The sequence below is a fragment of the Streptomyces sp. NPDC022552 genome, from assembly GCF_055561875.1.
In genome coordinates this window covers 95,510-117,384 of the sequence record NZ_JBVHGJ010000017.1, presented here as the reverse complement: position 1 = coordinate 117,384, position 21,875 = coordinate 95,510, and the positions used below count along the sequence as shown (strand labels likewise).

The following is a 21,875-nucleotide window of genomic DNA, read 5'->3' as shown; positions in this document are numbered from 1 at the left end:
CAGCGCTTCTCAGGACTTCCGCAGGGTGCCGCTCGGGCGGCCCGCGGCCTCCTCGTGGGAGCGGTAGGCGAGGGTCCCGTCGGTGGCCAGGGTGAGGGTGAACGAGGACTCGCCGGTGGTGCACAGACCCGCGGTGCCGGGGCGGTCGGGGTCGGTGCGGTCCGCGACACGGAGTTCGGTGGCGGTGGCGGCGGTGAGCCTGCCGATGCCGTGGCACTGGACGGTGGTGCCGAGGAGGCTGATGGTGTGGGTGGTGCGGACGACGTCCTCGCCGGTGCCGCCCTTGGTGACGACGGCGGTGAGCTCGCCGTGCGGGGAGCCGTTGCGCTCGGTGGTGGGCCCCGTCCAGGTGCCGAGGAACGCGGCGGGGACCGAGCCGGCGGCCGGGGTGGGCGCGGTGGTGGGCGTCGGCCCGGTGGTGGGGGTCTTCTTCGTGGGCTCCGTGTCGGCCGGAGGGCTCGCCGTGCTCCCGCCGGTCCCGCCGGCGTCGGCGCCGCGCCGACCGCCGGGCATCAGGTCGAAGAGGTACCCCGCCCCGAGGGTCACGGCGGCGAGCGCACCGGCGACGGCCAGCGCGACCGTACAGCTGACGCGCCGGCCCGCGGCGAGCGAGAGCGTGGCCTGCCGCCACCGGGGGGCTTCGCCCGGGGCGGTGGAGTCCTGGCCCCCGGCCGGAGTGATCGGCCCGTGCGGGGACATCGGTCCGTGCGGGGACATCGAGGAGATCGGGGCGCCCAGGGTGGCCGGCGCGAACGGCGGTCCGAAGACGCCGGGCTCCGGCACGGACAGACCCGGCCGGCCGTCCGCGCCGTCGGGCGCCAGAACCGCCGGAGGGCCGAAGACACCCGACGGCGGACCGGTCGTGGGCCCCTCGGGTGCGGGCTCCCACACCGAAGGGGCCGTGAAGGGCACCGGGCCCGAGGCGTTGGGATCGGCCCCGATCCCTCCCGTACCGGCGTCGAGTTCCAGGAGCTGTACGGCCGTTCGGCTGATCTGCTCCACCAGCGGGGTCGGCAGCCAGCCCGCCGACACCAGGGCCGCCGCACCCGCCGGGGCCAGCGCGGCCGCGAGCGCGGCCGGGGTCGGGCGGGTGGCCGGGTCCTTCCCGAGGCAGGACGCCACCAGCTCGCGCAACTCCCCCTCCAGCGCGCCCAGCTCGGGCTCCTCGTGGACCACCTTGTAGAGCAGGGCCGCCGAGGTGTCTCCGGGGAAGGGCGGTGCGCCGGTCGCCGCGTACGCCAGGACCGCGCCGAGCGAGAAGACGTCCGACGCGCCCGTCGCGCCCTGCCCGACGATCTGCTCGGGCGCCATGTAGCCGGGTGAGCCGATCGAGACCCCGCTCGCGGTGAGCGACGCCGTGCCGTCCGTGGCCCGCGCGATGCCGAAGTCGATGAGCCGGGGGCCCTCCAGGGTGGCCAGCACGTTGGAGGGCTTCACGTCGCGGTGCACGAGACCGAGCGCGTGCACGCCCGCCAGCGCCTCGGCGAGGCCGGCGCCCAGCGTCCGTACCGTGTGCTCGGGCAGCGGACCGACCGTCTCCACGGCCCGGGCGAGCGTCGGCCCGGCGACGTACCCGGTCGCGACCCACGGGACGGGCGCCTCGGGGTCCGCGTCCAGGACGGGCGCGGTCCACCGGCCCCCGACCCGGCGGGCGGCATCCACCTCGCGGCGGAACCGTGCCCGGAACTGCTCGTCCAGGGCGAAGTGCGGGTGCACGATCTTGACGGCGACGGTCCTGCCGCCCTCGTTGCGGGCCAGATAGACGCGTCCCATCCCACCGGAACCGAGTCGGCCGAGGAGCCGGTAGGCGCCGATGGTCCTCGGCTCCCCTGCGTCGAGCGGCTGCATCTCTCCCCCTACGTGGACCGAAGCGTGGACCGGGCCGGGTCATGGGCCGACTGTTCACCGAACCCCGTAGGCCGACTGTGTCACCGAACCGTGGGCCGGATCACCACGATTCGGAACCGTACCCAGCCAACCGATCACCCACCACGCCCCTCCTCCCTTCCGTAATCACCCGCCATGTCCGAAAGACCCGGAGTCGCCCATGCCTCGCCTCCCCAGGTTCCTCGCCGCCGTCCTCGCCCTCGGTACGGCCGCCGCACTGGTGACCGGCTGCTCGGAGGAGGGCGCGCCGGTCACGTTCGACACCCCGCAGTCGACATCGGGCGTGCGGGGCGGCGGCACGAAGGAGAGCCCGAAGAACGGCGACGGGAAGGGCCCCGAGACGGTTCTCCCGACCGGCCCCAAGGCGACGTTCACGACGGCCAACACCCTGGAGGACGGCACCAAGATCGGCGTGACCACGCTCGCGGGGGCGAAGTCCGGTTTCACGGGCAAGGTGTGGGTGTGGGCGCCGAAGCAGTATTTCGACCCGAAGTACGCCGACAGCGGCTTCCCGGTCCTCGTGGCACTGCCGGGCGGAAACGGTTATCCGATGAATTACTGGATGGGCACGGATCTCAAACTCCAGTCGAGCATCAGCGCGTGGGCGCAGCAGGGAAAGAGCCTGCCGTTCATTGTCGTGATGCCCGTCCTCAACCCCGACGACACGTTCTACTACGACGGCAGCGATATACCCGGGCAGCCGAAAATGGGCACCTGGCTCGCCGAGGACGTGCCCGATTTCGTCCGGGCGAATTTCCGTACCTTCGCGTCCCGTGACGGCTGGGCTTTCATGGGCTCGTCCTCGGGCGGCTTCGCCGGGCTCAAGGCGGTGCTCCAGCGGCCGGACCGGTTCAAGGCCGTGATCGCCTCGGGCCCCGACACCGTCCCCGACTCCCCGCTGTGGGCGGGACACGAGACCGAGCGGCAGGCGAACAACCCGGAGAGGCTGGCGAAGGCGCTCGGTGCGAAGCCGGACACCGAGGAGAACCGGGTGTACCTCGCGTTCCAGATCGGGACCGAGGAGTCCGGCATGGGCCGCCTGACATCCTTCATGAGGAGTTACACCAAGGGCCCGGTGAAGACCCGTCTGGAGGTCATCCAGGGCGGCGGGCACAACGCGAAGAGCTATGTGCGGGGCATGGGGGACGGTTCGATCGCGTGGATCAGCCGGCAGATGCAGGGCCCGGTCCCGTCCCCCTGACCCGTCAGTGCCGCAGCGCGCCGAGCAGCTCGACCCGTACGTCCGCCGGGAAGCCGGTCGTCGGACCGGTCCGACGGGCGAACTCACGTACCCCCGCCAGCTGCTCGGGGCCGAACCGGAAGTCAAGGGTCCGGAAGTACCGCTCCAGGAGCTCGGCGTCGAAGGACTCCCAGCGGGCGGCCTGCTCGGCGACCTTGGCGACCTCCACCAGCGACAGGTCCCGCGAGGCCAGGAACGCCTCGTGGACCTCGCGCACGGTCTCCGGCTCGCGGGCCAGGAAGTCCTTGCGCGCCGCCCAGACCGCGAAGACGAACGGCAGACCCGTCCACTCCTTCCACATCAGCCCCAGGTCATGGACCCGGAGCCCGAGCCGCGGGGCGTCGTGCAGGGATGCCCGCAGCGCGGCGTCGCCGATGAGCACGGCGGCATCCGCCTCCTGCATCATCAGGCCGAGGTCGGGCGGGCACGTGTAGTAGTCGGGCCGTACGCCGAACTGCTCGGCGAGCAGCAGCTGCGCGAGCCGTACGGAGGTACGGGAGGTGGACCCGAGCGCCACCCGCGCGCCGTCGAGCCGCTCCAGGGGCCGCTGGGAGACGATCACGCAGGACATGACGGGGCCGTCGCAGCCAACGGCGATGTCCGGCAGGGCGACAAGATCGTCCGCGTTGCGGAGGTATTCGACGAGGGTGATGGGGCCGATATCGAGCCCTCCGCCCACCAGCCGCTCGCTGAGCTTCTCCGGGGTGTCCTTGGTCAGCTCCAGATCGAGCAGCGTTCCGGTGCGGGCCAGGCCCCAGTAGAGGGGCAGACAGTTCAGGAACTGGATGTGTCCGACGCGGGGCCGGCTGCGCTGGTGGTCATCGGTTGCATTGTCCACATCGCGAGGCTAGACCCGTCTCGCACGGTGGACATCGCCGGGGCCGCTCGTGGCGCCGACGTCAGCACATCAGAAGGTCGTCAAACGTGTGGGTGACGTGATCTTTCCCTCTAGTGCCACGCACACCCTGCGTGCTACGCTCATCGCAAGTTGCAGTTTGGTTTCCCTTGCAGTACAGAGCCTGCGGAGCATGTGACCCGCAGGCTTTTGTAGTTTTCAGACTTGTTTGCAGGTTCTGGAGCAGGGCAACCCTTTGGCCCAAGGAGGGCTTATGGCTACCGGAACCGTCAAGTGGTTCAACGCTGAAAAGGGCTTCGGCTTCATCGCCCAGGACGGCGGCGGCCCGGATGTCTTCGTCCACTACTCCGCGATCAACGCGTCCGGGTTCCGCTCCCTCGAGGAGAACCAGGTCGTGAACTTCGACGTCACCCAGGGCCCGAAGGGCCCGCAGGCGGAGAACGTCACCCCGGCCTAAGTTGCCCGGGTCGGCGATCGCGCACGGCTAGAGAAGTACCCAAGGAGCCCCGCTCCGTGCCTTCGGGCACGAGCGGGGCTCCTGCCTTCTGGTCCGGGCACCTTTTAGTCTGAACGTATGACCGAACGCAAACCGCCCGGGGTCAGCTTCGAGTCGTTCGTGGACAAGCAGATCCGCGAGGCGACGGAGCGGGGTGAGTTCCGGAGCCTGCCCGGCTTCGGCAAGCCGCTCGACGACGACAACGCCCCGTACGACGCACTGTGGTGGATCAAGGGCAAGATGCACCGCGAGGGCGCGGCCGTCCTCCCGCCCTCGCTGGCGCTGCGCAAGGAGGCCGAGGACGCGAGGGAGGCGGTCGACCGGGCCGTCTCGGAGTCGCAGGTGCGCCGGATCCTCGGCGAGATCAACACCAAGATCGCCGCAGCCCTCCTCCGCCCACCGGCGGGTCCGCCGCTGAACCTGAAGCCGTTCGACGTGGACACGGTGCTGGCCCAGTGGCGAGCGGCGCGGGCGGCTCGCGCCGAGCGGGACGGGCAGGATCGGCAGGGCGGGCGGGGCGACGCGCCGGCGTAGGCCGGCGGATCCCACGGGTCCCGGCCCGGGCAGCCCACCACCGACCAGGTGAACTCCCCCGGCTCCCCGCCGCCACCCCGGCCTTTCTGACCTCCCCCGCGCCTCCTCGATGGCCCACTGGGTGAAACACCGAGCGAGGAGTTGAGGGACATGAGGAGCGCCGACCTGTTGCTGGACGCGTTCGGGCGCGTCCAGGAGGCCGTGCACGGGGCCGTCGAAGGGCTGTCGGAGGACGAGCTGGCGGAGCGGATCGACGAGGAGGCGAACTCGATCGCCTGGCTGGTCTGGCATCTGACCCGTATCCAGGACGACCACGTCGCGGGCGTGTTCGGCACCGAGCAGGCTTGGACGGAGGACGGCTGGAAGGACCGCTTCGGCCTCCCCTTCTCCGCCCGCGCCACCGGTTACGGCCACTCCAGCAGCCAGGTCGCCAAGGTCAGGGCCTCGGCGGAGCTGCTGCTCGGCTACTACGACGCCGTGCACCAACGGTCCCTGGTACACCTCGGGACCCTGACCGACGCGGACCTCGACCGCGTCGTCGACGAGGCCTGGGACCCGCCGGTCACGCTGGGCGTGCGCCTGGTGAGCGTGGTCGCGGAGGACAACCAGCACGCGGGGCAGGCGGCTTACGTACGGGGTGTGGTGGAGCGGCGGGAATCCGAGTGACGCCTGTCGGCCCGGATTGCTATCCTCCGGCGATCAGATCACGTGAGGCGATGATCCGGATGGGGGGAAACCTCCGGCCGCCTCCGTTGCTTCCGACCGTTCGCGCGCCCGCTCTTCGCCGCGCCGTGCGGTCGCCTCAGGGGAGGGCCACCGTCCATGCGTCACCAGTCCCATGCCGTAAGCCGCAGACTCACCGTGTCGGTCGCCGTCGCGCTCGCCACGACTCTGGGTGCCGCCCCGGCCCTCGCCGCCGACGCGGCGCCCGAAGTCACACCGGCCACCGCCGCCGACACCGGGCAGCAGGCGGCGGTCCCGCTCCCGAAGGACGCCGACCTCGTGAGCGCGGGCAGGACCGGCTTCCTCACCTGGGCGAGGGACGGCCACCCCGTCCCGGCCTACTGGACCCGGTACGCGGACGGGTCGACGACCGACGTCACGGCGCCCTTCACCTTCGGTTCGCGCGACTCCGACGTGGTGGTCCAGCAGAGCGGCCCCTTCGTCACTCTCCGGGACATGGCGACGGACACACAGGTCCTCTCCGTCAATCTGGACGGCTTCGGTGAACGCGCCGGGTTCGCCGGGGCCGTGCGCTCGACGCTCTTCGTCAGCTCCAAGGACCCGGCGACCGGCGGCATGACACTCCGCCTCGTCGAAGAGGCCGACGGCGCTTCCCTCGTCAAGCGCACGGTGACCGGGCTGCCGGCGAACGCCACCTCGGCCTTCGTCGTGGGCGCCGCGGGCGGGCATGCGCTGCTCTCGGTCGAGACGGCCTCACCCTCGGCGTCCCACTGGGCCCTGGTCGACCTCGCTACGGCGACCGTCACCGAGACCCGCGAGACGTTCCGCGTCCACGGGACGCCCACGCTCTCCTCCACCCACATCGCGTGGGTCGAGCAGACCGAGGTCCAGATGAAGACGCTCGTCGTCCTCGACCGCGCGACCCGGGCCGTCCAGCGCATCCCACTGGGCGCGGCGGGCGACCTCACGATCGGGCTCGTCGGCAACTCGGTCGTGTACGCGCAGCGCGACGGCCTCCTGGAGCACAACCCCAGCCCGATGTACGCGCTCACCGCGCGCGACCTGACGACGAAGACCACCCGCAAGCTCCTCGACACCGTGGAGTCCCTCCTCCCCGGCCCGGACGGCACGCTGACCGTCCAGGGCGGCACGCTGGCGGGCGGCGAGGGGCTCTACCGGATCTCCGCCGGGGCCGACGGCGCGCCCGTCGTCACACAGGTCGCCACGAGCGGTGAGTCCACGAAGGTGACGCTGCTGGGCCACAGCATCCCCGCGACGATCGACCTGAGCCGCAACGGCGGCCGGGCCCGGCTGGAGTGGCGGCTCTCGCGCATCAACGTGACCATGACCGTCACCCTGCGCAACACCCGCACCGGCGAGACGCGGACGGATGACGTCCATCCTCTCTCCGTCAGCTACGAGGACCCGCACCGCGCCTTCTACGACTGGGCGGGCGACGTGGCCTGGAACGGCACGCCCGACCTCTGGAGCGGGGCGACCGCGGGCCCGTACACCTGGCAGATCGACGCCAAGCCGCTCAACGGCATCGGCCCGAGCCTGCGCGCCTCGGGCACGTTCACCGTCACCCAGGCGCCCGCGCCGCACGACTACGACAGCGACGGCTCCCCCGACGTCCTCACGCGGGACACGTCGGGCCGGCTGTGGCGGGGCGACGCGTTCTACCGTTCCGAGCTCGGCCAGCTCGACCAGAACCCCGGCGAACTCGTCGGCAGCGGCTGGCAGATCTACGACCGCGTCGAGGCCACCGGCAACCTCGGCGGCCAGGCCGCCGCCGACCTCGTCGCCCGCGACAAGGGCGGAGTTCTCTGGAGCTACCTCGGCAAGGGCGACGGCACCTTCGCCACCCGCACGAGGATCGGCTCCGGCTGGAACACGTACACCCAGCTCGCCGGCGGCAGCGATCTGACGGGCGACGGCCGCCCCGACCTCGTCGCCACCGACAGGGCCGGAGACCTGTGGCTCTACAAGGCCACCGGGAACTACAAGGCCCCCTTCTCCGCACGGAAGAAGATCGGCCACGGCTGGGGCGCCTACAACGACCTCACCGCCGTCGGCAACATCGCCGGAGGAGCGGCCGGAGACCTCCTCGCCCGCGACAGGGCAGGGGTGTTGTGGCTCTACCTCGGCAAGGGCGACGGCACCTTCGCCGCCCGCACGAGGGTCGGCTCCGGCTGGAACGCGTACACCCACCTCGTCGGCGTCGGCGACGCGAACCGCGACGGCCGCCCCGACCTGTACGCGGTGAACACGGCCGAGCCCCACAGCCCGGTCCTCTACAAGGGCACGGGCGACTGGCACGCGCCGTTCCGCTCGCGCGAGCAGGTCGGCGCGTACTCCGACGGATCCGACCGCCGGTACGACCACTTCGCCTGAAGGCCGTGAAGGAACGCACAGGCACATACAACCTTTTGATTCGATCATCAGTCTGACCCGGCGCATGACCCCTGGTGCGCCTGGTCGCTCGAAAGGAACCTCCTTGATCCACGCTCGTCCCGCCCGGCGTCAGCTCGTCGTCGCCGTCGTCACCGTGCTCGCCGTCACCGCTGGCGGGGGCGCGCTGGCCGCTCCGGCGATCGCCGCGCCGGCCGTCGAGGCCACGCACACCGCGGCCGCGGCTGACGTCGCGCCGTTCCCGGTCAAGAGCACCCTCTTCGGTGCGACCCAGACGGGCTTCCTGGCTTCCGTCGAGGGCCCGCCGATGGACGAGTCCGGCCCCTCCTACACGGCTCACTGGGTCCCGGCGGACGGTTCCGCCGCGAAGGAGATCGGCTGGGGTTACTCGAGCACCGGCTCGGGGAACCTCGTGGCCTCGCACGGGACCACCGGAGCCACGCTCACCGACATCGCGACGGGTGCGAAGTTCAAGTCGATCTCCTTCGGGACCGGCCACACGTACGCGGGCGCCGCCGGCAAGGCCATCTTCACCACCGTGCTCAACGACAACGGTGACCGGCTCATCCACATGTACAGCGCGACCAGCGCGTGGATGGGCAAGATGACCACCGGCCTCCCGGACGACGCCACAGGCGTCACCGTCAAGCCCGGCACGGCCACCCACGCCCTCGTGACCTACGCCACCGTCACGGGCACGGACGTCCAGAAGTACGTCGGCCTGCTCGACCTGACCGCCAACGCGATCACGGAGTCGTACGCGGTTCCCCCGGCCTCCGACACCGGCAAGAGCAACTTCGCCGTCTCCGCCACGCACCTCGCGTGGGCCGAGTACGAAGCGGACGGCGCCGTCACCGTCGTGGTCGTCGACCGTGCCACCAAGAACGTCCAGGAGTTCGCGGTCGGCTCGGCCTGGCGCAAGGACATCGAGGTCGGCCTGGTCGGCGACTGGGTCACGTACGGCACCCGCAGCGGCCTCTCGGCCGACATCGAGCCCGAGCCGCTGGCCGCCCTGACCGCGCGCAGCCTGAAGGACGGGACCACCACCCGTAAGCTCCTCGCCCACACCCTCACCGCCGCCGTCGCTCCCGACGGCACCCAGATGGTGCGCGGCGGCACGGTCGAACAGGGCGAGGGCGTCTACCGGATCGCCGCGGGAGCCGACGGCGCCCCGGCCGCCACGCTCGTCGCGAGCAGCGGCGAGTCCACCAAGGTCGCCCTGCTCGGCAGCAAGGTCCCGGGCACGATCGACCTCGACGCCAACGGCGGCAGGACGCCACTGGAGTTCACCCTCTCCCGGTACAACGTGCGGGGCACGGTGACCCTCCGGCACGCGGCGACCGGCAAGGTGTACGTCACGGGCTTCGTCCAGCCCGAGAACGGCGTCGTGCGTTTCGACTGGACGGCCGATCTCAAGAACGACGTCCACGGCGTCGAGAGCGCGCTCCCCGGCGCGTACACCTGGGAGATCAGCGCCGAGCCGATGAACGGCATCGGGCCGACGCTGAAGGAGACGGGCGCCTTCACGGCCACCCGCAAGGCCGCCCCGCACGACTTCGACGACAACGGCTCCCCCGACGTGCTGGTGCGCGACAGCGCGGGGAAGCTCTGGCGTACCGACACCCACTACGACGCCACCAACAAGCAGCTGCGCCCGGCGGAGCAGACGCTCGTCGGCTCCGGCTGGAACATGTTCAACCAGATCGAGGCCGCGGGGAACATCGCCGGCAGCCCTGCCGGCGACCTGGTCGCCCGCGACACCACCGGCGTCCTCTACCACTACCTCGGCAAGGGTGACGGCACCTTCGCGAGCCGGGTGAAGATCGGTTCCGGCTGGCAGATCTACAACAAGATCGCCGCCGGCTCCGACCTCAACGGCGACGGAAAGGCCGACCTCCTCGCCACCGACACCAGCGGCGCCCTCTACCTCTACAAGGGCACCGGCAGCGCCACGTCGCCGTACGCCGCCCGTGTGAAGGTCGGCACCGGCTGGGGCATCTTCAACCAGCTCACCGCCGTCGGCAACATCGCCGGCACCGCCGCGGGCGACCTGATCGCCCGCGACACCTCCGGCGTCCTCTGGCTCTACCAGGGCCGGGGCGACGGCACCTTCGCGCCCCGTACGCGGATCGGCTCCGGCTGGAACGCGTACACGCACCTCGTCGGCGTCGGCGACGCGAACCGCGACGGCCGCCCCGACCTGTACGCGTACGGCCCCAACGGCACCTACCTGTACAAGGGCACCGGCAACGCGACCTCCCCGTTCGGCTCGAAGGAGTGGGCCGACGTGCCCCACGACATGCCGCTGACGCACACCTCCGTCATCTGACGAGCAGTCCGCACAACTGAGGAACAGGTGTACAACCCTCCCCCGCGATCATGAGTCTGACCGGGCGTGGCGCATGTCGCGCCCGGTCTCTCTGGGGGAGGACCTCTCTTGTTCCACGTACGAGCCGCCGCTCGTCATCGCCTCGCCGCCTCCGTCACCACGGTGCTCGCGGTCACGGCAGGCACGGCCCTGACCACGGCCGCCCACGCGAGCGCAGCACCCACGGCACCCGCCGGCGTCGTCCGGGCGGCTTCCGCCGCGCCCGCCGACGCGCAGGACGCCGTCATCTCCATTCCCGCGACCTCCCGGATCGTCGGCGCCGGCCAGAGCGGGTTCCTGGCCTCCGAGGCCACCGACAGCGGGCCCGTCTTCCGCTGGACGAGCACGACGACCGGCACGACCACGGAGCTGCCGAAGCGGTACAGCGGGTACTACGCCGGTGGCACCGACACCATCGCGACCAAGGAAGACGCCAGGACCAGCTATCTGCTCCACGACATGGCGTCGCCGGGCAGCGCTCCGAAGGTCATCGAGCAGCCGGACACCCGCCTCCTGTGGAGGGGGCTCGTCGGCCGCCACCTCGTCTTCTCGTCCTGGGACAAGGCCACCGAGAAGGGTGAGCTCCGCCTCATCGGCGAGGGCATCCACGAGGGCTCCGACCGGAAGGTGACCGGTCTCCCGGCGAACTTCGTGTTCCAGAACATGGAGCCGGTGTCCGCCACCACGGTGCTCGTCCGCTACCTAGTGGACGATCCCGACGCCCGCCGCTTCCACCTCGCCGTCGTGGACGTCGCCACCGCCTCCGTCGTGGAGCGGCGCGAAGTCACCGCAGCCGCGTACTCCGCCGACTCGGCGGTCTCCGCGGACCGTCTGGCCTGGGTGGAGGGCGGGGGCCTGAAGGCGGAACTGAAGTACGCCGACCGCGTCCCGGAGGGCAACAGCGGTCCGGCCGTGAAGGCCCTCGACCTGGGCAACGCCGTCAACGCCCACGTCAGCATCCTGGGCGACTGGCTGGCCCACACCCCCGTGCCGTACGCGCAGTCCATCGAATACCCGTCCGACCGCTTCGCGTTCACCGCGCTCAACGTCGTCGACAAGCGGACGGTGAAGCTGCTCGACCACGCCACGTCCGCCGTCCCCACCTCCGACGGCGCCCTCCTGGTGCGCGGTGGAACCCTCGCCCAGGGCGAGGGGATCTACCGGGTCGCGCTCGGGGCGGACGGCACACCCACGGCCACGCTCGTCGCGAGCACCGGCATGCCCACGGCGCTCAAGCTGGTCAAGACGGACGTTCCCGCGGTCGTCGACCTGGACAAGAACGACGGCTCGGCAAAGCTGAGCTGGACCCTCTCCCGGTACAACGCCGAGGGCACCGTGACGATCCGTCACAACCGAACGGGGAAGACGGCGCAGCGCACGTTCGCCGGCGCGTCGGCCACCCACGGCACCAGGGTCGTCGACTTCGCCTGGAACGGGCTGATCTCCCACCCCGGGGACACCTCCTCCTTCGCGCCGGCCGGCGACTACACGTGGGAGTTCGACGCCACTCCGCTCAACGGCATCGGCCCGGCCGTCAAGGAGTCCGGCACCTTCAAGGTCACCCGCACGACGGGCCTGCACGACTACACGGACAACGGCAGCCCCGACCTCCTCTCCCGTGACGCCTCGGGTGTCCTGTGGCGCGACGACTCGGTCATGACGGCATCCGTGCCGTATCCGTACTCGTCGGGCCGGGTGAAGGTCGGCAGCGGCTGGCAGATCTACGACCAGCTGGAGGCCGTCGGCAACATCGCCGGCAGCCCGGCCGGAGACCTCGTCGCCCGCGACACGACCGGTGTCCTCTGGCTCTACCAGGGCAAGGGCGACGGCACCTTCGCCGGCCGTACGAAGATCGGCGCCGGCTGGAACACGTACAAGCAGCTCACCGGAGGCAGCGACCTCAACGGGGACGGCAGGTCCGACCTGCTCGCCACCGACACGACGGGTGCCCTGTGGTTCTACAAGGGCACGGGCAACGCGGCCTCGCCGTTCGGCGCCCGGGTGAAGGTCGGCGGCGGCTGGGGGATCTTCAACCAGCTGACGGCCACCGGCAACATCGCCGGCACCGCCGCCGGGGACCTCGTCGCCCGCGACACGACCGGTGTCCTGTGGCTGTACGAGGGCAGGGGCGACGGCACCTTCGCCCCGCGTACGAAGATCGGGGCGGGCTGGGGTGCCTTCACCCACCTGGTGGGCATCGGCGACGCGGACCGCGACGGCCGCAACGACCTCTACGCGGTCGGATCGTCGGGCGCGAAGCTCTACGCGGGCACGGGCAACACGGCAACCCCGTTCAAGCCCGCCGCCGCCGGCGGCCTGCTCTGGAACTCGGCGCCGGTCAACTCGGTGTTCTGACAGGGGCGTCGGCGCCGTTCCGGACCTGAACCTCCGGACCGGGACCGTCGCCCAGACGGTCCTGCGGTGGTGAGGGTGGATACGAGCAGCAGCCCGTGTCCGCCCTCGTCCGGCACGGCCCCGGCCGCGCCGAGGCCTGACGCGTCGCGTTCGTCTCGTAGGCGGGCGGCTGATCCCGCCGAATGTCGAGCGTCAGAACGCGAAGACGGTGCCTGTCTTCGCGTTCAGCTCGCAGGTGTTTCCGAAGCTCTTCTTCCAGCCGACCGGGACGCTGTCGAAGGTGCCCTGCGCCTCCGCCACCACCGGTTCGTAGATCATCGGACAGACCATGTCGGTGGGGCCCTTCAGCTGGTCGAAGTCCCCGCCGGCCTCGTCCAGGGCCCCGCAGGCGGCCTCTGCCTGCGGGTGGTTGCCTCCGGTGGGGCCGCAGCCGAGGTAGACCTCCTTCACGTCGCCGGTCGCGCCGGAGGTGATCGTGAGGAAGATCCGGGTGGGCGGGGTCGGCGCGGCGTCCGCCGCGCTCGCGAGGCCGAGGCCCGCGGCGGTGGCCGTGGCCACGGCGAGGGCGAGGGTGTTCTTCATGCCCCGGCAAACGAGTCCTCGGACCGCCGGTCACTAAGCTCCACCCGCATGACCGGGAAGTTCATCCTCTTCGACGTCGACGGCACCCTCATGGACGCCGTCGCCAATCAGCGCCGCGTCTGGCACGCCTGGGCGGCTCGTCACGGGCTCGACGGGGAGGAGGTGTACGCGGTCGCGCTCCGTACCCGGCCCGTGGAGACCTTCGCCGCCGTCGCGCCCGGCCTCGACCCCGACGTGTGTCTGGCGCTGTTGCACGAGCTGGAGGACGAGGACGTACGGACGGGTACGTACGCCGCGTTCGCGGGCGCCGCCGACCTCCTGGGGGCCCTCCGTCCCGGCTCCTGGGCGCTCGTCACCTCCAACTACGAGCACCGGGTCCGGGGCCGCTTCGAGCGGACCGGCCTTCCGCTCCCCCGCCTCGTCGTGGACGCCGCGTCCGTCCGCGAGGGCAAGCCGTCCCCGGCCCCCTACCTGCTGGCGGCCGGGAAGCTGGGCGCCGCGCCCGCCGACTGTCTGGTGATCGAGGACGCACCGTCCGGCGTCCGCTCGGGTCTCGGCGCCGGCATGACGGTCTGGACGGTCAACGCCCCCGCACCGACGCCCGGCGCGCACCGCCACTTCGCCACCCTGGCCGAGGCGGCTCCCGAGATCCTGGCCTGGGCGGCCCGGGGCGTGGCCACGACGGATCCCGGCGGCACCTCAACTCCTGCCACTGTGACGTGACTTGACGGACCGTACGGTTCCGTGGATAGCTCCGCTATCCTGCTGCCATGCAGGGGGAGCTGGAAGACAATTCATATCTGACCGGTAGCGGAGCCACGCCCTTGGAGGCGGGGGATCCCCGGCAGATCGGCGCGTTCAAGCTGCTCGGGGTCCTGGGGTCCGGCGGTATGGGGCGGGTCTATCTCGGTGCCGTGCCCGGGAAGTTCGCGGCGGTCAAGCGGGTGCTTCCCGTGCTGGCCGAGGACCCGGACTTCCTGAACCACTTCGGGCACGAGCTCGACAATCTGGCGCGGCTGCCCGGCGGGGCCAGTGTGAAGCTGCTCGCGAGCGACCGTACGGCCAAGCCGCCGTGGTTCGCGACCGAGTACATCCCCGGAATCACCCTCAACGAGGCGATCAGGCTCAACGGCGGCCCGCTGCCCGCCCCCGCCCTGTGGCGGCTGCTCCGGGAGGCGGCGGCCGGGCTGAAGGCGGTGCACGCCTCCGACATGGTGCACCGCGACCTCAAGCCGTCCAACGTCATGCTGACGCCCGGCGGCCTGTCGCTCATCGACTTCGGCGTGGCGCGCGCGGCCGACCAGAGCCGGCTGACCCGGACCGGCATGGTGATCGGTACGCCCGCCTACATGGCGCCCGAGCAGGCCGTCGCCGAGCGTGAACTGACCGGCGCGGCCGATGTCTTCGGGCTCGGCAGCCTGCTGCTGTACGCGGCGATCGGCCGTCCGCCGTTCGGCGACGGCTCCGGGCCCGGCCTGCTGTACCGGGTCGTCCACGGGGACCCCGACTTCGGGCACCTCACGGAGACCGCCCCCGCCCTGGCGCATCTCGTACGGTCCCTTCTCGCCAAGGACCCCGCGGCGCGGCCGACCGCCGCCGATGTCGTCGAACTCGCGGACGACTACGTGGACGACAGCCCGTGGCCGGCCGCCGTCATGGCTCGGGTCGAGGAGCGGGCCGCGTTCGCCGCGACGGCACCCACGGCCGAGCAGCTCGCGGACCTCGCGGACGACGGGTCCGGCGGCGACGCCGATTCCGCCCAGGACATCGGGACCGTGGCGCTCGTACGGCGTGCCTCGAAGGAGCCGTCGACGGCGGGCGCCGACGCGGCCGCCGCCACCGGGCCGAACGCGCCCGCGCGGCAGGGCCGGCGGAATCGATTCGTCATGGTCGCCGTCCCCGTCGTCGTGGCCACCGGCACGACCCTGACCGTCGCCCTCGGCCCGTACCAGATCGGCCAGGGCGCGGGACCCGGCTCCTCTGCGGCGCCGCCCGCCGCCACCGCGTCGCAGCCGGCGCCCGGCGCACCCGCGCCGACGACGACCGCTCCTCCGTCCTCCTCCTCGTCGCCGTCAGCCTCCGCGTCGGGCTCGCCCTCGGGTCAGGGCCCGGGACCCACGGCGGGCGGCGCCGGTGGCGCGGCGGCGGGCGGTGGGGCCGCGGCGGGCGGTGCGGGGGCCGGTGGCACCGGCACCGTGCCGGGCGGCGGAGGGGGCGGCGGCGCGGACGGGGGTGGCGGCTCCGGCGCGTCCGGGGGCTCCAACCCCTCCGGTGGATCCGGTTCCACGACCGGGCCGACCTCCCCCAAGCCGCCTCCGCCGCCTTCCGGCGGCTCGGGGCCCTCGGGGACGTACTCCCTGGAGAACGCCTCCAACGGCGAGTGCGTCGGTGAGTACAACCCGGGGTACGGCATCTTCGCCAACACCTACGAGTGCGGTGCCGTGCCCAACAACAGCGGCACCATGTCGTACGCCTGGACCTACTCGGCGGGGGCGAGCGGCACCTTCCAGCTGGTGAACAAGAGGACCGGCCGCTGCCTCCAGGCGGGCGGGAACCCCGGCGGCGTCGGCGTCGCCGCCTGCAACGGCTCCAGCAAGCAGGCGTGGAAGATCCATGCCACGACGTCCTCCGGCAGGACGATCATGAACGTGAGCAACGAGGAGTGCATGACGGTCGGGCCGCCGTTCCTGACCACGTACGCCTGCGACTCCGGCAACCGCGCGCAGCTCTGGCGGAACATCGCACCCCTGTGAGAGGGGACGGCCGGGCCGGGAACCGGGACGGACGGGGCTAGGACGGGGCTAGGACGGGGCGCCGAAGACCGGGACGCCGACGTCGCCCTCCGCGCGGAACGTGACCTCCAGGTCCATGCCGATCCGGAGGTCCGCCTCCGGCACGTCGACGATCTCCGTCATCATCCGCGGGCCCTCCGCCAGGTCGACCACCGCCGCCACGTACGGCACGCGTTCGCCGAAGGGCGGGAGGTCGTTGCGATGGACGACGGACCAGGTGTAGAGCGCGGCCCGGCCGCTCGCCCGCTCCCACGTCACGTCCTCGCTCCAGCAGTGCGGGCAGAACTCGCGCGGGTAGTGGTGCGCCCGGCCGCACGCGGCGCAGCGCCTGAGCAGCAGGCGGCCCTCCCCCGCCGCCTGCCAGTACGGGCGGGTGAAGGCGTCGATGTCGGGGTCGGCGGCGGTCATCAGAAGAGTCCGATCGCGTGGTCGAGGGACCAGGCCTGCCAGGACATGGCGAAGAGGGCGACGAGCGAGATGAGCGCCATCATGGCGTTCTGGCCCTGCTCGGCCCAGTCGTGGATCATCAGGCCGAGGTAGAGGAGGTTGAGGAGCAGGCCGCCGACCAGGGCGATCGGGGTCAGGAAGCCGACGGTCAGGCCGAGGCCCAGGGCCAGTTCGGCGTAGACGACGACGTACGCCATCAGCTTGGGGCGGGGGGCGACGACCGAGTCGAAGCCGCGCTTCACGAAGGGCCACCGGTGCTTGCCGGCGACGTCGGCCGCCCAGGCTATGCCGGTTCCGCGCTCGAACCAGCCCTTCCTGTCCTTGTGGCGCCAGCTCTCCAGCCACCAGAGGCCGAGGCCGATGCGGAGGACGGCGAGCCATTCGGCGCCGGTGAGCCAGACGGTCTGCATCGGTCGGTACCTGCCCCTCCTCGATCCTTATCTGACGGTACGTCAGTTCAGCGGATCCGTCACCGTCTGCGCAAGACCCCCGCACGCCTCCGCAGACCCCACCCACGCGTGACCGTTTCGCAACCGATTCCCCTCTTGACCGAGACCCAACAAGTGAGCACGCCGTTACGCTGAGCACTCATGGTCAACACCCCCCATTCCAGACCCGAACGGCCCGAACGGCCCGAACATCCGGTGTACGTCATCGGCGGCGGGCCCGGCGGGCTCGCGGTCGCCGCGTCGCTGCGCGCGAAGGGCGTCCGGGCGGTCGTCCTGGAGAAGTCCGACGCCGTGGGCGCCTCGTGGCGCTCCCACTACGACCGGCTGCGGCTGCACACCACCCGCCGCCTGTCCGCGCTCCCCGGCCTGCCCATACCCCGCTCCTTCGGCCGGTGGGTCGCCCGCGCGGATGTCGTGCGGTACCTGGAGAAGTACGCCGAGGTGCACGAGCTGGAGATCGTGACCGGTGTCGAGGTCACGCGGGTCGAGCGGGCCGGCGAGGACTGGCTGCTGCACGCGACGGGCGGACGACGGCTGACCGGGCGGGCGGTCGTCGTCGCCACCGGGTACAACCACACTCCGCGCCTGCCGGACTGGCCGGGCCTGGACGCGTACGGCGGCGAGGTCGCGCATGCGAGCGCGTACCGCAACCCCGCGCCGTACGCGGGGCGGGACGTCCTCGTCGTGGGCGCCGGGAACACGGGCGCCGAGATCGCCGCCGACCTCGTCGAGGGCGGGGCGGCTCGGGTGCGGCTCGCGGTGCGCACGGTGCCGCACATCGTGCGCCGCTCGACGGCCGGGTGGCCGGCGCAGCGCACGGGCATCCTGGTGCGGCGGCTGCCGGTCCGCCTGGTCGACAAGGCGGGCGAGCTGATGGCGCGTGTCGCCGTGCCGGACCTGTCGGAGCACGGCCTGCCGCGACCGGACACGGGGCTGTACTCCCGGGTGCGGGAGGGGGCGATCCCGGTGCAGGACGTCGGCCTGATCGACGCCGTGCGGCAGGGGAAGGTGGAGATCGTGGGCGCGGTCGCGTCCTTCGACGGCGACAAGGTCGTACTCGCGGACGGCTCGGCGATCACCCCGGACGCCGTGATCGCGGCGACGGGCTACCGCCGGGGTCTGGAGCCGCTCGTCGGCCACCTGGACGTCCTGGACGACCGGGGCCGCCCGCTGACCCACGGCGCACGAACGCCACGGGAGGCACCGGGGCTGTACTTCACGGGGTTCACGAACCCGATCAGCGGGATGATCCGCGAGATGGCGATCGACGCGGAGAAGATCGCCCGAAGGATCGCGAGGACGGCGCCCCGCTGAGAGCGGGGTGCGTGCGGGGGGGAGCGGAGGACGAGCAGGCACCTCCGCCCCCGCCCCGGCCACCGGGGCGGCCCCCGGCCCGCCCCGGACCCCCTCCCCACCCCCGGCCCGTCACCGCCACCCTCCGGTCCGTCGACGCAGGGGCATTCCTGACTGGACGTCAGTTCTGTAATCTGACTGTGCGTCAGGTCAATGCGGACCCTTCAGCGACGAGCAGGGGAGCGGCGGAACGATGCTCGGATCGACTCACGGCACCTTCACCACCGATCTCCGCGCCCGCGTGGTCGCCTGCGGCGAGCACTCCGGAGCGCCCGGGGCCGCCGTGCACGGCGTCACGGCCGTCGAGGGCGACCTGGACGTCAGCGGGCGGCCGCTGCACGCGCCCGTGCCGGACCTGGACCGGTTCTTCCGGCCCGGGTCCGTCGCCGTCGTCGGGGCCTCCGACGCCGAGGGGCGGCCCAACACCGGTATCACGCGGCAGCTGATCGCCTGGGCCGAGCGGGTCGGCGCCCGGCTCGTGCCCGTGCACCCGACCCGTACGGCCGTCTTCGGCATCGACTGCGTACCCTCCGTCGGCGCGCTCGCCGAACCCGTCGACCTCGCCGTCCTGCTGGTCGCCGACCCGCTCCCCGTCATCGAGGAACTCGCCGAGGCCAAGGTGCGGTTCGCCGTCGCCTTCGCCTCCGGGTTCGCCGAGACCGGCGGCGAGGGCGCCGCCGCGCAGGAACGTCTCGCCGACGCCGTACGCCGCTCCGGGATCCGTCTCCTCGGCCCGAACACCAACCTCAACGCCTTCGAGCGCTTCCGTGACGACCTCGAAGGCCCCGCGATCGCGCTCATCACCCAGTCCGGCCACCAGGGGCGGCCCGTCCACACCCTGCAGGAGCTGGGTGTACGGCTCTCCCACTGGGCGCCGACGGGCAACGAGGCCGACCTGGAGACCGCCGACTTCATCTCGTACTTCGCGACCCGCCCCGAGGTCGGGGCCATCGCCTGTTACGTCGAGGGCCTCAAGGACGGCCGCTCCTTCCTCCTCGCCGCCGACCGCGCCGCCCGCCAGGGCGTGCCCGTCGTCGCGGTCAAGGTCGGGCGGACGGAGACGGGCGCCCGGATGGCGGCGTCGCACACCGGGAAGCTGACCGGGGCGGACCAGGTCGTGGACGCGGCGATGCGGCAGTTCGGGGTGATCCGGGTCGACGGGCTCGACGAACTCCAGGACACCGCCGCCCTGCTGGCCCGCGCGCGCAGGCCGGTCGCGGACGGGGTCGTCGTGTACTCGATCTCCGGCGGGACCGGCGCGCACTTCTCCGACCTCGCCACGGCCGCCGGGCTGCGCCTCCCGACCCTCCCGCAGGCCAAGCAGGACGAGCTGCACCAGTGGATACCGGACTACCTGAACGTCGCGAACCCCGTCGACAACGGCGGTCACCCCGTGGGCGACTGGCGCGGTCGGAAGATCATCGACGCGATCCTCGCCGATCCTTCCGTCGGGGTGCTGATCTGTCCCATCACCGGGCCCTTCCCGCCCATGAGCGACAAGCTCGCGCAGGACCTGGTGGAGGCCGCCGAGGCCACCGACAAGCTGGTGTGCGTGGTGTGGGGTTCGCCGGTCGGGACCGAGGCGGCCTACCGCGAGACCCTGCTCGGCTCCTCGCGCGTCGCCACCTTCCGTACGTTCTCCAACTGCATAGGCGCCGTGAAGGCCTACCTCGACCACCACCGCTTCACCACCGCCTACCGCTCCCCCTTCGACGAGGCTCCCCGCACCCCCTCCCCCTCCTTCCGCAAGGCGCAGGCCCTGATGCGGCCGGGCCGGCAGCTGAGCGAGCACGCGGCGAAGCAGCTGCTGCGGGCGTACGGCATCAGGGTGCCGCGCGAGCAGCTGGTGACGAGCGCGGCGGCGGCGGTCAGGGCGGCCGGGCTCGTCGGCTATCCGGTGGTGATGAAGGCGTCGGGCGCGCAGCTCGCCCACAAGACGGAGCTGGGGCTCGTGAAGGTCGGGCTGACGTCGGCGAGCCAGGTGCGGGACGCGTACCGGGAGCTCACGGACATCGCCCGCTACGAGGGCGTCGACCTCGACGGGATCCTGGTCTGCCAGATGGTCGGCCGAGGTGTCGAGATGGTGGTGGGCGTGACCCGCGACCCGCTCTTCGGACCGACGGTCACGGTCGGCCTGGGCGGCGTCCTGGTCGAGGTCCTGAACGACGCGGCCGTGCGCGTACCGCCGTTCGGCGAGGACCAGGCCAGGGACATGCTCGGGGAACTGCGCGGGCAGGCCCTTCTGAAGGGCGTTCGGGGGGCTCCGCCGGCGGACGTGGACGCGCTGGTGGAGGTCGTGCTGCGGGTGCAGCGGATGGCCCTGGAGCTGGACGGCGACCTCGCCGAACTCGACATCAACCCGCTGATGGTGCTGCCACGGGGGCAGGGCGCGGTGGCGCTCGACGCGCTCGCGGTCTGCCGCTGAGGAGACCTTCATGACCGACCTCCTGCACACCGTCGGGAACGGCGTCTCGTGGATCACGCTCAACCGGCCCGAGGCGATGAACGCGGTCACCTGGGACCAGCGCGAACGGATCATCGCTCTCCTCGGCGAGGCGTCCGCCGACCCGACCGTACGGGCGGTGGTGCTCACGGCCACGGGCCGCGGCTTCTGCGCGGGCGCGGACCTGAGGGGCGCGCCGGCGTCCGGCGAGCGAAGCGAGAGGGGGGTCCCCCCGGCCGGAGGCTCGGGGAGGGCGCCCGGGGACGTGGCGCGGACCATCCGGATGGGGGCGCAACGTCTCATCGCGGCGGTCATGGACTGCGAGAAGCCGGTGATCGCGGCGGTGAACGGGACGGCGGCCGGGATCGGGGCGCATCTGGCGTTCGCGTGCGATCTGGTCCTGGCGGCCGAGTCGGCGAAGTTCATCGAGGTGTTCGTGCGCCGGGGTCTGGTGCCGGACGGCGGCGGGGCGTACCTGCTGCCCCGGCTGATCGGGCCGCAGCGGGCGAAGGAGCTGATGTTCTTCGGCGACGCGGTGTCGGCCCAGGACGCCCGGGAGCTCGGCCTCGTGAACCGGGTGGTGCCGGCGGAGGAGCTGGAGAAGGCGGCGCGGGAATGGGCGGAGCGCCTGGCCCAGGGGCCGACCCGCGCCCTGGCGCTCACCAAGCAGCTGGTGAACGCCTCCCTCGACACCGACCGTGCCACCGCCTTCGTCGCGGAGGCGGCTGCCCAGGAGATCAACATGACCACGCGGGACGCGAACGAGGGCGTGGCGAGCTTCGTGGAACGCCGGACGCCTCGGTACGAGGGGCGTTGAGCCGTCCCCGGAGGGCCGTTCCGCTCGCCGGGGACACGGGGTGGGATCTGCGAGCGGGCGCGGCGGTCACGGCCCGGACCGGGACCGTGAGGGTCCGCGGATTCCTGCACGTCGGCAACGCACCAGGTGACGGCCCGATGACGGGCGCCTCGACCACTTC

17 protein-coding genes are annotated in these 21,875 nt (G+C 72.1%); 12 read left to right on the top strand and 5 right to left on the bottom strand.

The features are described from left to right. Positions 1-9: 9 nt before the first annotated feature. Entirely contained in the window at positions 10-1,848 is a 1,839-nt protein-coding gene (locus tag ACZ3OF_RS32205) for a serine/threonine-protein kinase (protein ID WP_467308318.1), read from the bottom strand. A 199-nt stretch (positions 1,849-2,047) separates the two neighbouring features. On the opposite strand from ACZ3OF_RS32205, the gene ACZ3OF_RS32200 reads away from it, so the two are divergent. After that, positions 2,048-3,088 carry an alpha/beta hydrolase gene (locus tag ACZ3OF_RS32200; protein WP_467308316.1) on the top strand — a complete coding sequence of 347 codons (1,041 nt, stop codon included), beginning with the start codon at positions 2,048-2,050 and terminating at the stop codon, positions 3,086-3,088. 4 nt (positions 3,089-3,092) lie between these two features. Here ACZ3OF_RS32200 and ACZ3OF_RS32195 read toward each other — a convergent pair whose 3' ends face one another. Next, positions 3,093-3,965, bottom strand: a complete 873-nt coding sequence (locus tag ACZ3OF_RS32195; protein WP_467308314.1) for a menaquinone biosynthetic enzyme MqnA/MqnD family protein — start codon at positions 3,963-3,965, stop codon at positions 3,093-3,095. Positions 3,966-4,236: 271 nt separating this feature from the next. On the opposite strand from ACZ3OF_RS32195, the gene ACZ3OF_RS32190 reads away from it, so the two are divergent. The 6 genes from ACZ3OF_RS32190 (at position 4,237) to ACZ3OF_RS32165 (ending at position 12,832) form a co-directional block, all read left to right on the top strand. After that, positions 4,237-4,440, top strand: a complete 204-nt coding sequence (locus tag ACZ3OF_RS32190) for a cold-shock protein (RefSeq protein WP_003967102.1) — start codon at positions 4,237-4,239, stop codon at positions 4,438-4,440. Between the two features lie 117 nt (positions 4,441-4,557). Next, positions 4,558-5,013, top strand: a complete 456-nt coding sequence (locus tag ACZ3OF_RS32185; RefSeq protein WP_361677482.1) for a DnaJ family domain-containing protein — start codon at positions 4,558-4,560, stop codon at positions 5,011-5,013. Between the two features lie 150 nt (positions 5,014-5,163). Continuing rightward, entirely contained in the window at positions 5,164-5,679 is a 516-nt protein-coding gene (locus tag ACZ3OF_RS32180; RefSeq protein ID WP_467308311.1) for a mycothiol transferase, read from the top strand. A 156-nt stretch (positions 5,680-5,835) separates the two neighbouring features. Next, a complete protein-coding gene (locus tag ACZ3OF_RS32175) occupies positions 5,836-8,091 on the top strand; it encodes an FG-GAP repeat domain-containing protein (RefSeq protein ID WP_467308310.1) in 2,256 nt (751 codons plus the stop codon). Between the two features lie 103 nt (positions 8,092-8,194). Beyond that, the gene (locus ACZ3OF_RS32170) at positions 8,195-10,438 is read left to right on the top strand and encodes an FG-GAP repeat domain-containing protein (protein WP_467308308.1); all 2,244 of its coding nucleotides are present in this window, start codon (positions 8,195-8,197) and stop codon (positions 10,436-10,438) included. 108 nt (positions 10,439-10,546) lie between these two features. Then, positions 10,547-12,832, top strand: coding sequence for an FG-GAP repeat domain-containing protein (locus ACZ3OF_RS32165; RefSeq protein WP_467308307.1), 2,286 nt, complete (start codon positions 10,547-10,549; stop codon positions 12,830-12,832). 192 nt (positions 12,833-13,024) lie between these two features. Here ACZ3OF_RS32165 and ACZ3OF_RS32160 read toward each other — a convergent pair whose 3' ends face one another. Beyond that, positions 13,025-13,414, bottom strand: a complete 390-nt coding sequence (locus ACZ3OF_RS32160; RefSeq protein WP_361677467.1) for an SSI family serine proteinase inhibitor — start codon at positions 13,412-13,414, stop codon at positions 13,025-13,027. Between the two features lie 48 nt (positions 13,415-13,462). Here ACZ3OF_RS32160 and ACZ3OF_RS32155 point away from each other — a divergent pair, with 48 nt between their 5' ends. Together ACZ3OF_RS32155 and ACZ3OF_RS32150 are read left to right on the top strand one after the other, a co-directional pair. Continuing rightward, positions 13,463-14,137 carry an HAD family hydrolase gene (locus tag ACZ3OF_RS32155; RefSeq protein WP_361677464.1) on the top strand — a complete coding sequence of 225 codons (675 nt, stop codon included), beginning with the start codon at positions 13,463-13,465 and terminating at the stop codon, positions 14,135-14,137. A 47-nt stretch (positions 14,138-14,184) separates the two neighbouring features. Continuing rightward, positions 14,185-16,167 carry a serine/threonine-protein kinase gene (locus ACZ3OF_RS32150; RefSeq protein WP_467308303.1) on the top strand — a complete coding sequence of 661 codons (1,983 nt, stop codon included), beginning with the start codon at positions 14,185-14,187 and terminating at the stop codon, positions 16,165-16,167. Between the two features lie 48 nt (positions 16,168-16,215). Here the strand turns inward: ACZ3OF_RS32150 and ACZ3OF_RS32145 are convergent, their stop codons facing one another. Further along, positions 16,216-16,614 (bottom strand): Zn-ribbon domain-containing OB-fold protein, encoded by a 399-nt coding sequence (locus ACZ3OF_RS32145; protein ID WP_467308301.1) that lies wholly within the window; start codon positions 16,612-16,614, stop codon positions 16,216-16,218. Further along, entirely contained in the window at positions 16,614-17,063 is a 450-nt protein-coding gene (locus tag ACZ3OF_RS32140) for a DoxX family membrane protein (protein WP_361677455.1), read from the bottom strand. Before ACZ3OF_RS32140 ends, ACZ3OF_RS32145 begins: the two co-directional genes overlap by 1 nt. 180 nt (positions 17,064-17,243) lie before the next feature. Between ACZ3OF_RS32140 and ACZ3OF_RS32135 the strand changes: the two genes are divergently transcribed. From ACZ3OF_RS32135 to ACZ3OF_RS32125, 3 genes are all read left to right on the top strand, one after another. Next, entirely contained in the window at positions 17,244-18,416 is a 1,173-nt protein-coding gene (locus tag ACZ3OF_RS32135; protein ID WP_361677452.1) for a flavin-containing monooxygenase, read from the top strand. Between the two features lie 232 nt (positions 18,417-18,648). Beyond that, entirely contained in the window at positions 18,649-20,880 is a 2,232-nt protein-coding gene (locus tag ACZ3OF_RS32130; RefSeq protein ID WP_361677449.1) for an acetate--CoA ligase family protein, read from the top strand. 10 nt (positions 20,881-20,890) lie between these two features. Next, on the top strand, positions 20,891-21,715 hold the full coding sequence (locus ACZ3OF_RS32125; RefSeq protein ID WP_467308298.1) for an enoyl-CoA hydratase/isomerase family protein: 825 nt from the start codon (positions 20,891-20,893) through the stop codon (positions 21,713-21,715). Positions 21,716-21,875 lie beyond the last annotated feature (160 nt).

Bases quoted from the DNA above. Each gene is read 5' to 3' on its own strand.
- ACZ3OF_RS32205 (WP_467308318.1), bottom strand. From the start codon at position 1,848: ATGCAGCCGCTCGACGCAGGGGAGCCGAGGACCATCGGCGCCTACCGG.
- ACZ3OF_RS32200 (WP_467308316.1), top strand. From the start codon at position 2,048: ATGCCTCGCCTCCCCAGGTTCCTCGCCGCCGTCCTCGCCCTCGGTACG.
- ACZ3OF_RS32190 (WP_003967102.1), top strand. From the start codon at position 4,237: ATGGCTACCGGAACCGTCAAGTGGTTCAACGCTGAAAAGGGCTTCGGC.
- ACZ3OF_RS32185 (WP_361677482.1), top strand. From the start codon at position 4,558: ATGACCGAACGCAAACCGCCCGGGGTCAGCTTCGAGTCGTTCGTGGAC.
- ACZ3OF_RS32180 (WP_467308311.1), top strand. From the start codon at position 5,164: ATGAGGAGCGCCGACCTGTTGCTGGACGCGTTCGGGCGCGTCCAGGAG.
- ACZ3OF_RS32175 (WP_467308310.1), top strand. From the start codon at position 5,836: ATGCGTCACCAGTCCCATGCCGTAAGCCGCAGACTCACCGTGTCGGTC.
- ACZ3OF_RS32160 (WP_361677467.1), bottom strand. From the start codon at position 13,414: ATGAAGAACACCCTCGCCCTCGCCGTGGCCACGGCCACCGCCGCGGGC.
- ACZ3OF_RS32155 (WP_361677464.1), top strand. From the start codon at position 13,463: ATGACCGGGAAGTTCATCCTCTTCGACGTCGACGGCACCCTCATGGAC.
- ACZ3OF_RS32150 (WP_467308303.1), top strand. From the start codon at position 14,185: ATGCAGGGGGAGCTGGAAGACAATTCATATCTGACCGGTAGCGGAGCC.
- ACZ3OF_RS32145 (WP_467308301.1), bottom strand. From the start codon at position 16,614: ATGACCGCCGCCGACCCCGACATCGACGCCTTCACCCGCCCGTACTGG.
- ACZ3OF_RS32140 (WP_361677455.1), bottom strand. From the start codon at position 17,063: ATGCAGACCGTCTGGCTCACCGGCGCCGAATGGCTCGCCGTCCTCCGC.
- ACZ3OF_RS32135 (WP_361677452.1), top strand. From the start codon at position 17,244: ATGGTCAACACCCCCCATTCCAGACCCGAACGGCCCGAACGGCCCGAA.
- ACZ3OF_RS32130 (WP_361677449.1), top strand. From the start codon at position 18,649: ATGCTCGGATCGACTCACGGCACCTTCACCACCGATCTCCGCGCCCGC.
- ACZ3OF_RS32125 (WP_467308298.1), top strand. From the start codon at position 20,891: ATGACCGACCTCCTGCACACCGTCGGGAACGGCGTCTCGTGGATCACG.